The organism is Sporocytophaga sp. (assembly GCF_017745095.1).
Taxonomy (GTDB): Bacteria; Bacteroidota; Bacteroidia; order Cytophagales; family Cytophagaceae; genus Sporocytophaga.
Genome location: NZ_JAGHZZ010000003.1, coordinates 485,703 through 493,810, shown reverse-complemented (window position 1 = coordinate 493,810; position 8,108 = coordinate 485,703). Strand labels below are relative to the sequence as shown.

Sequence of the window (8,108 nt, the reverse complement as noted above, 5' to 3'; positions counted from 1 at the left end):
TGTGTATATTTCAACAAATAATATTTAAATTGATTATTCACAAATGGACCTTTTTAAATAGGAAACAAATTTATCATTATTTGTTTTTACAAACGCTAAATAATTAATAATATCATCCCTTTGAGGTAAAAAATGATTTAAATCCTCCAATAAATCTAAATTTTCCTCAATTGTACGTAAATTAAGAACTTTTAGATTAGTTTGAAAAGTTCCAAAAGCATATACTTTTTTTACTGAACCTAAATCTTTTAAATCTCTATAGAATAAATGCTTTTTGTACTCGTAAACTCTTTCATCAAAGTTTATAGCACTATCAATATTAAAGTTCAAACACAACTCATGATCGATAAGATAAATCTCATTTTTAATCAAAAATGAGTTAGCTTTATTTCTTTTTCTATCTACATTAAATAGAAGATTATCGAATCCGTAAATTGTATCTGCTTCAATAATATAGTTAGTGCTACTCTTGGTGTTAATCGGAAAAGCCCCCTCCATATACTTACACCCAAATTTATGTGTGTGAGGATCAACTTTTTTTGATAACTCAATCGGTAAAGTATCATTAAACTGATCGTTAAAATATATTAAAGCAGGCTCTGGAGTCAACAAGTCAAATTCACTTGCCAGAACACTTCCCAAAACTTCCCTTACTGTAGATTGATTGTCCTCCTCTTGCTTGCTATTAAAGATTTTAACAACATATGGTACTAGTTTATCCTCTACCAAAACATTCACTAACCAAGGTCTCGTAGTTCCTTCAGGAATTTCTCTAATGAATGATATTGCTTGATATACCGGTAGCACTCAATATTAAATGAAAAATATATAACCCATTGTTTCAAAGTTAATTAAATAATCAAGAAATCAAAATTTATCTGGTGATTTCCAGTTTTCCCTTTACTTCTAATTTTCCTTTTCCTCAATGAGTACCTTTGCTTTGGTGCTCTATCTACTAATATTTATTTCTATAAAGATAAAACTTCTCAACGCAGATCATTTTCGTTGAGCAATGAAAAGTAACACTTAATATGTATTTCATCAATATGGAGGCTAGTGATCAATGTAAATGATTTGCACTGAAATGAGAAGAGGTTAAGTTTTTACTCCTTTTAAAATCAACAGTCCCAGTACCGAAAATGGCTTCATCAGTCATTTCATTATATTTAGGGTGTTTTTCCTCATGAATAATATCAATCGAACCTTTCCCCATAAACTTAAAGGTTCTGGTTGCCCACATTAATCTTTCATCTACTATATCCATTCTCAACTTTTGTATGAATGAACCATTCCTTGTTGTTATATGAGCTACAACTTTAAGATTTTCCATGGAAGTAAATGAAGGAACCTTTTCAAGTTTAACAAAAGTTTGTTTATGTAAAATTTCTATTGTCTTTCTTTCATCTGAAATAGAATATTCAGGTATAGAATAATAAAGTATCACTACTTCGACATCAAAAACAGGGAAATCTCCTTCCACTTCAATGAAAATTACAGGGGTGCATTTCTTATTGATTTCGATTATAGCTGGGAACGAAGCAAGTTTGATTATGGGGAAGCTATTCCCTCCGGTTAAATTTCCAATTGTCTTAGTTGTTGCCTGTTCAAGCTGTTTTATTAATTCTTCAGTCTTTGTTTTTAGCTCTTCAAAGCTATTCTCTGTTTTCTTCTGCTTCTTAACTCTAATGAATTGGCCAAAGAACCAACTTAAGAGAAAGAAGCTAGTTCCAAAATTTTTTATAAAGATTGAAATAACATCACTCCTTTCAGAAGCATTGTAAACAGTATAAACACTCCAAGCAATACTCAATACAAGTTGTATCCAAAACTCTTTTATAAGTTGTTTAATTATTGCCAGATGTTCAGGTTTCATAATTGTCAGAATTTATATGGGCCAAATATAAAGAATGATTAAGAGGATAAGAATAATAAAAGATTTAGAATATTAAAAGTGTTAAAGAGGTTCTGAATCTATAACCTAGACTTAGCTATACCAATAAAGCTCCTTTTATAGAGCTTTATTGACATGAATTATATCGGTAGCATCCTTATATTTTTTATCTCATTTGCATTCTTATTCAAATACAAATAATAGTTCTGAAAGCACAAAGTCTGATCAACATGAATACCGTATACAGAGTGATTATCAACTCCCAAAGATTTTAGAAAGTTAGCATATCTGTAAAACGTGGCTTTAGGAATTAGTCCTCCTTTCCTAATCTCATCCAATGTTAATCCTCCTTCCATCATTGCTAAAATCATCCTTATTTTACTCCTGTTAACAGCATATTTTCCCTTAGTCATAGATGATCTACTTAAGAGTTTTTTTATTCCTTCAAATGAATCAATCTCATTCATGACCTTAGATATATCAAGCAATTTGGAGGAATCATTCCGAACCTGAATGTCACTGACCATATCATAAAATTTGTTAAGAAATACTTTAAAGATATCTGCAGTTAATTTGATATCACCTGGGCAGTTACCGAAATAAAATCTTCTAGATTGGTTAATAAGCTTATCAATTTCTTTGACATCTTTTTTTATTGCTGTTCTTTCGACAAGGTTTTTAATCTTAGAAATTTTATCAGGATGCTTTTTATATTTATTCCAGTTACTATAAGCTTTCTTATAGGTAGAGGATTTTAATTCGCATGCGAAAATATAAGATCGGTATAGAAATCTGTTTCTACAAGTCAATTCATATCTTAAGGTTAAGTCAGCTAAATGCTGAAGCTTTTTTAAGTTATATTTTTCACGTCCAGCCTTTTCATTGATTTTAAAAAGTTCTTTTCTGTCATTTTTATTAAATTCAGTACCCTGATGATATACTTTAAATGAGTGATCTCTTGAGACATTAGAAAAGGAAGTATCATAGTAAAATTTGTGTGGATTTTCCCGTTCATATTTTTTTCTTCGTGATTTCAATAACTGAAAATATTCGAGCGCTTCACTTTTTGTATTAAAGACCTGGTTAAAACAAAAGTCAATCCTGACCAACTCGACAAAAGATAAATGGGTATTCGGAAAATTCTTTTCCAGGAAATTCATAAAAACCTTTAGGAAGATTCGATAGAAATTTTCTATTGTTTCCTTAAATGAACTAGCATGAAAGAATGGAGTGTATTCTTTGTCGTATAGATGCGGAAGCATTTGAATAACGTTAGTACCATAATAGTATTTAGGCAATGAAACATTGACTTCTATGAAATCTCTGGAAATATCAATCTTATAAGCTATGTTATAATGACTGGATTTAAGTTGATTAAAATGATTAACTACATAGTTATTTCCAGTATCTAAAAAGGCTAAGTTCTCAAATACAAACTTGTTTTTGAATGCTATTTCTCCGGTTTCTTCATCTACCTCAATTCGTTTTTTAGTCCGGCCAGTTTTGTACAATTTTAATAAATAGTTTTTCAAATGTTCATGTATTTGTAAATCATGGATTCTAAAGTGTAAAGTGTCTACCATACAGTTGTTTAGGTTGGTAATCTTAGTGTGTTGGAGTTACAGAATGAGACCGCTTGGCGTATGTTATATACATACGCCATACCTATGATAACATGATTTAAATGTTTCTTTTTTTAGAAGGTATACAGCGGTCTATTAATTTATAATAGCAATAGACTTTGTTGATTCATTAAAGATTGAACTGTCTTTGCCTTAATTCATTTTCGGCTGTTATAAAAAAAACAAGTAACATCTTTGTCTCTACATAAATCGCTGCAATACTTGATTCAAGTATGATCGTGGTTAATTCTTTATTGTTACTTAAATAAGTGAAATCATAGATTGGGGAAGGATGTTTTGAACGGAAAATTTTTAAAGACTCCCATTCTTCTTCATTGTCTCTAAAGTCCAATAGTAATTCCTGCTTATCTTTAAAAGATAGTCTAATTAATAGTTTATCCTTAAATCTTATAGTAACTACATTTTTTATAGTTTCGATTGAATCTAATTCTGCACATTTTACTTCCACTCTTTTTTTGTGCGGAAATTTAAATTTAAGATGTCCAGAATGGATATTACTATGGATGTTTTTTTGATTCAGTGTCCTATTTATATGTTTGTTATTTTTCATTTCTTTTGACTTTACATTATAAGTTTTAAAATTTCTCCTCTGCATCCTTCATCGCAGAGAGGATATCGTTAATTAAAAAATAGGGTTTCTTACCTAAATACTTCGGCTTTAACTCGCCTTTGTCAATCAGCAGGTACATGAAACTTCTAGAGCAGTCTAGAGCTTTTTGAGTCTCTCTAAATGAAAGAAAAGGGATTCCCTTAGAAGGTTCTTGATTATTCATCTTTACCTCCTTTTATATAGTCAATAAGATCCTCTTTTTTGAAGTATAAGTTTTTGCCGTTGGGTTTATAGAATTTTAATTTATTACATCTTGTTAATTGATATAAATTGCTTTTAGAGATCCTCAAAAAGTCTGAGGCCTCCTTTGCGCTTAGGAACATAATTATAAATGTTTGATGAATTAAAGCTTTAACATGTGATATCATCCGATATCAAAGAATTGCAATAATAACGGGAGGGGTAGCGAGCTTCTTAAGCTTGCAGCCATTGAAAGAGGGATATAAAGCAGCTTGTAGCTTTGTTCAAAGCTAATTGGAATTGAATAAGAACACGGATATCCGCTATTTATCTTAAATCAATTAAGGCTGAATTTTTATTAAATATTTAGTGGAAGAAATTAATCGCTAATAGTTAACTATTAAACGACGTAGATTAAATTAATCTAAAAGTAACTTTTGAGCTTTATAAATATAATCCCTAATCGGGCAACGTATAATCAATACAAAATTGATTAAAATAAACAATCAAAACAAACCTTATGATTAAAATAGTTATAATAAGAATAAATAAGCAATACTATTCCTTTAAGGATATAGTCTTTTAGCTTTTCAATGTAGCTTCAATTTTTTTATTAAAGGTTAGCTGATTGAATAGTTGATAAAAACGAAAACCTGTCTACGCCAAAAATTAAAGGTTAGCTGGTTGAATTGTTGTTAATTAATAAAAAGACATCATAATTTATAATGTTAGAAGTAAGCTGAGAATCCTTCCGGTTCTTCATATTTGATGGGCTGTAATTCTAATATTGATTTATCATTAAAATAGATCATAACAGAATTAATATCTGCCTTGATAAATCGAATTTGTTTTTCTATAACAGTTGAATCGCTAAAAAGTATTTTGACGTTATCTCCAAATACAGAAACATCTAATAAGTGTTTTTCTTCCATATGATATTTTTATTTATATGAATAAATAATTATCCTTTCGGATGCATTCTTTTATGCATGTCGATTAAGGCACTAAATTTTATGTGGGTGTATACTTCAGTACTGGCAATAGTGGCATGACCTAATAAATCCTTAATAGCGAAAATAGGAACTCCTTTATTAATTAAGTGGGAGGCAAAGGTATGTCTGAAAATATGCGGACTTACTTTAAATCCTACCTTAGTAATAGGAAAGTATTTATCAATAGTTCTTTGGACAAACATTGGATAAATTTGACTTCCCGTATTATCAACTAATAAGAAACCGGATTTATTTTTATGTTTCCATTTTTGATTATAGCTAATTATAAGCTCCGCAATTCCCTTACTAATAAAGGTTAGTCTTTCTTTATTGTTTTTTCCTTTAACCTTTATTTCACGCTTATAAAGACAAATGTCAGATATCCTAATATTGATTATTTCATCTATCCTACACCCCGTGTAATACAATAATTCAAGAAGGAGTTTGTCTCTTATAAGCTTTCTGTTTTCGCCAATTTCAAGATTATCCAAAACTTCCACGATTATATTCTCAGGAATAAATTCAATCACTTTCTTTGGGAATTTTGGGGTTGTAATATTTTGCATAGGATTATAATCGATCAATTCATTCTTTAAGCAAAATTTATAGAATGTACGGAGGCAATGAATTTTCCTCGTGATGGACCTAGTCGATACTCCGGAATCATGCAATCGGATAATCCATTCTTTAACGTCTTTCCTTGAAATGGAAAGAATCAAACCACATACTAAAGAGTTGAATTGCTCTACATCTGTAATATATGCTATTACAGTGTGTTTGCTATACCTTTTTACAGAAGAAAGATATTCCTTAAATGATAATATTACGTCCATAATTTAGATGTTTAGTTTGTGGCTGCGCAGGCTTTATAAGTGAAAGCTGGATTATTCTTTCTTGTATGTTTTTTAATTTTTTAAAAAACATATGATTATCGTGACCGGCATAGCGAAATGATAAATGATATATTTCTTCATCAATCTCTCCCTTTATCTTATTATAAAGAGTAAAGTCATTTCCTGAAAGGCTTAGTACCAAAGGCTGAATCTTAAACTGGACACTATTATATTCTTGAATAAGGGTTTCTAAATAATTGGTTAGAATAAGAGATAATTTATAGACATATTCAGCTGCTTCTTTAGAAGAGTTAAATACTTCCTTATTATTAGAATCAAGATATACAATGTACTTCCCGTTTGTCCCGGGATATATTTTTTTAATTCGTAAAAGCCTTTTGCCTTTTTGAATTTCGTATGTGTCGTAAAGGTCTTCTAGAAAAATTTTATAGTCTTTAGCTACCGGAAATTTGATTTGATCATTCATACATTCGGCAGACATTGATTTAATACATAGTATTTCCATTTTATTTTTCGTTTGATTTAATCCCAAATCCAAATGCTTTTTCCATTTCTTTCTCAATGGTTTCGTCAGTTGTACCGTAATAGTGATCAAGAATAATCTTAACTGTTTTGCCCGTAATCTCACTCACTACTTTTGCAGTAATGCCCCGTTCTCCACAATGTGTTATAAAGGTTCTTACAGCACAATGAGTGCTTATTAACTCATATTTGAAATACTTTTTGTATTCCTTATTTCCTGCCTTATAAAATGGAACTTCAACTTTTGATGTAAAGCCAGCTTTTTTACATAGAGTTTTTAATGATGAATTTTGCTTCTGTTCAGAAATAATAGGAAGCTCATAATTATATTTCTGGAGAATTGCCAGGGCTTTAGGGGTAAGGGGAACTTTGATAGCTTTTTTGGTTTTATGGGCCATCATTCGGATTGTATTTTCAAAAATATGTTCCGGCCCAACTCTTTTTAAGTCAGAGAATCTTAAACCTGTTGAACACTGAAAAATAAAAAGGTCTCTGACCTTCTCTAAAGAGGCATTTTTAGCTAAATCTAAATTATATAGAATTTCAAGTTCTTGCTGCGTAAGAAAAACAATTGTCCCTTTTTCTTTAAAAACCTTAAATTTTTTGAAATCCTCATTTACCGTGATTTTTATATTAGCTAAGTGGGTAAGGAAAAATTTCAGATTTTTAATATTGATTCCTACACTATTATTATGTAAACCTAATCGCTCGACGATTTCTCCTTTTTTATTCCTTTTCTTAATGTCAGCATAAAGAAACTGGATAAAGTTTTCATAAAACTTATAATCTATTTTCTCAAGTCGGGGCTTTTCTTTATTGAATTCAAAAAAATCTACTAAGTGGACCTTTAATGTCTGAGCCTGGTTATAACTGGAAAGAGATTTTAAATTTTTAATTTTAGTTAAATACTCATCATAAAGAGTGAAAAAGTCCTTTTCAGGAGTTTTTTCTTCATTTTTATTTTTAAAATTCTTTTCATATTCTTCTTTGACTAAATAAATAGATGGTTCCTTCCCTTCATATTGGAACCTTCGGACGATACTTTCAATATTTGCTTTTTTCGATTTAAGGAGGGCATTTGTTAAATTATCAGTGTTTTCAATATCTTTTAATACTGATTCGTTTGCTTTAATTCTTTTAATCTCTTTTTTTGAATCGACAATCTGCTTTTTGTCATTCCAACATTCAGGTTTAACTTTTATTCTGGAAGAAAATAATGCAGATTTAGCTTGATGGACATATTGAATATAAATCAATGATTCTCCATTTTCATTAACTAAAGGTTTTCCGAGTCGTTTCTTTAAAATTGCTTTAATCGTTGCCATTCGATGAATAAATATTCATCTAAATTATTGATGGTCAAATTATAGGTCAAGTACACTATTATACAATGATGTACTTTTGGGGGGTAGTTTT

10 protein-coding genes are annotated in these 8,108 nt (G+C 29.9%); all 10 read right to left on the bottom strand.

Features of this window, described 5'->3' with window-relative positions; genetic code table 11:
- Positions 1-33: 33 nt before the first annotated feature.
- Entirely contained in the window at positions 34-807 is a 774-nt protein-coding gene (locus J7604_RS06985; protein WP_293893145.1) for a HipA family kinase, read from the bottom strand.
- 253 nt (positions 808-1,060) lie between these two features.
- Positions 1,061-1,873 (bottom strand): hypothetical protein, encoded by an 813-nt coding sequence (locus tag J7604_RS06980; protein ID WP_293893142.1) that lies wholly within the window; start codon positions 1,871-1,873, stop codon positions 1,061-1,063.
- 158 nt (positions 1,874-2,031) lie between these two features.
- Entirely contained in the window at positions 2,032-3,474 is a 1,443-nt protein-coding gene (locus tag J7604_RS06975) for a phage/plasmid replication protein (protein WP_293893140.1), read from the bottom strand.
- Between the two features lie 169 nt (positions 3,475-3,643).
- Entirely contained in the window at positions 3,644-4,084 is a 441-nt protein-coding gene (locus J7604_RS06970) for a hypothetical protein (RefSeq protein WP_293893138.1), read from the bottom strand.
- A gap of 25 nt (positions 4,085-4,109) precedes the next feature.
- A complete protein-coding gene (locus J7604_RS06965; RefSeq protein WP_293893135.1) occupies positions 4,110-4,307 on the bottom strand; it encodes a hypothetical protein in 198 nt (65 codons plus the stop codon).
- Complete coding sequence (locus J7604_RS27035; RefSeq protein WP_367113555.1) at positions 4,300-4,467, bottom strand: helix-turn-helix domain-containing protein; 168 nt, start codon at positions 4,465-4,467, stop codon at positions 4,300-4,302. The genes J7604_RS06965 and J7604_RS27035 overlap by 8 nt, the downstream gene beginning before the upstream one ends.
- A 585-nt stretch (positions 4,468-5,052) precedes the next feature.
- Complete coding sequence (locus tag J7604_RS06960; protein ID WP_293893132.1) at positions 5,053-5,256, bottom strand: hypothetical protein; 204 nt, start codon at positions 5,254-5,256, stop codon at positions 5,053-5,055.
- A gap of 29 nt (positions 5,257-5,285) precedes the next feature.
- Positions 5,286-6,149, bottom strand: a complete 864-nt coding sequence (locus tag J7604_RS06955) for a tyrosine-type recombinase/integrase (RefSeq protein WP_293893129.1) — start codon at positions 6,147-6,149, stop codon at positions 5,286-5,288.
- Positions 6,127-6,675 (bottom strand): hypothetical protein, encoded by a 549-nt coding sequence (locus J7604_RS06950; protein ID WP_293893126.1) that lies wholly within the window; start codon positions 6,673-6,675, stop codon positions 6,127-6,129. Before J7604_RS06950 ends, J7604_RS06955 begins: the two co-directional genes overlap by 23 nt.
- Position 6,676: 1 nt before the next feature.
- Positions 6,677-8,017, bottom strand: a complete 1,341-nt coding sequence (locus J7604_RS06945) for a site-specific integrase (protein ID WP_293893123.1) — start codon at positions 8,015-8,017, stop codon at positions 6,677-6,679.
- Positions 8,018-8,108: the final 91 nt, after the last annotated feature.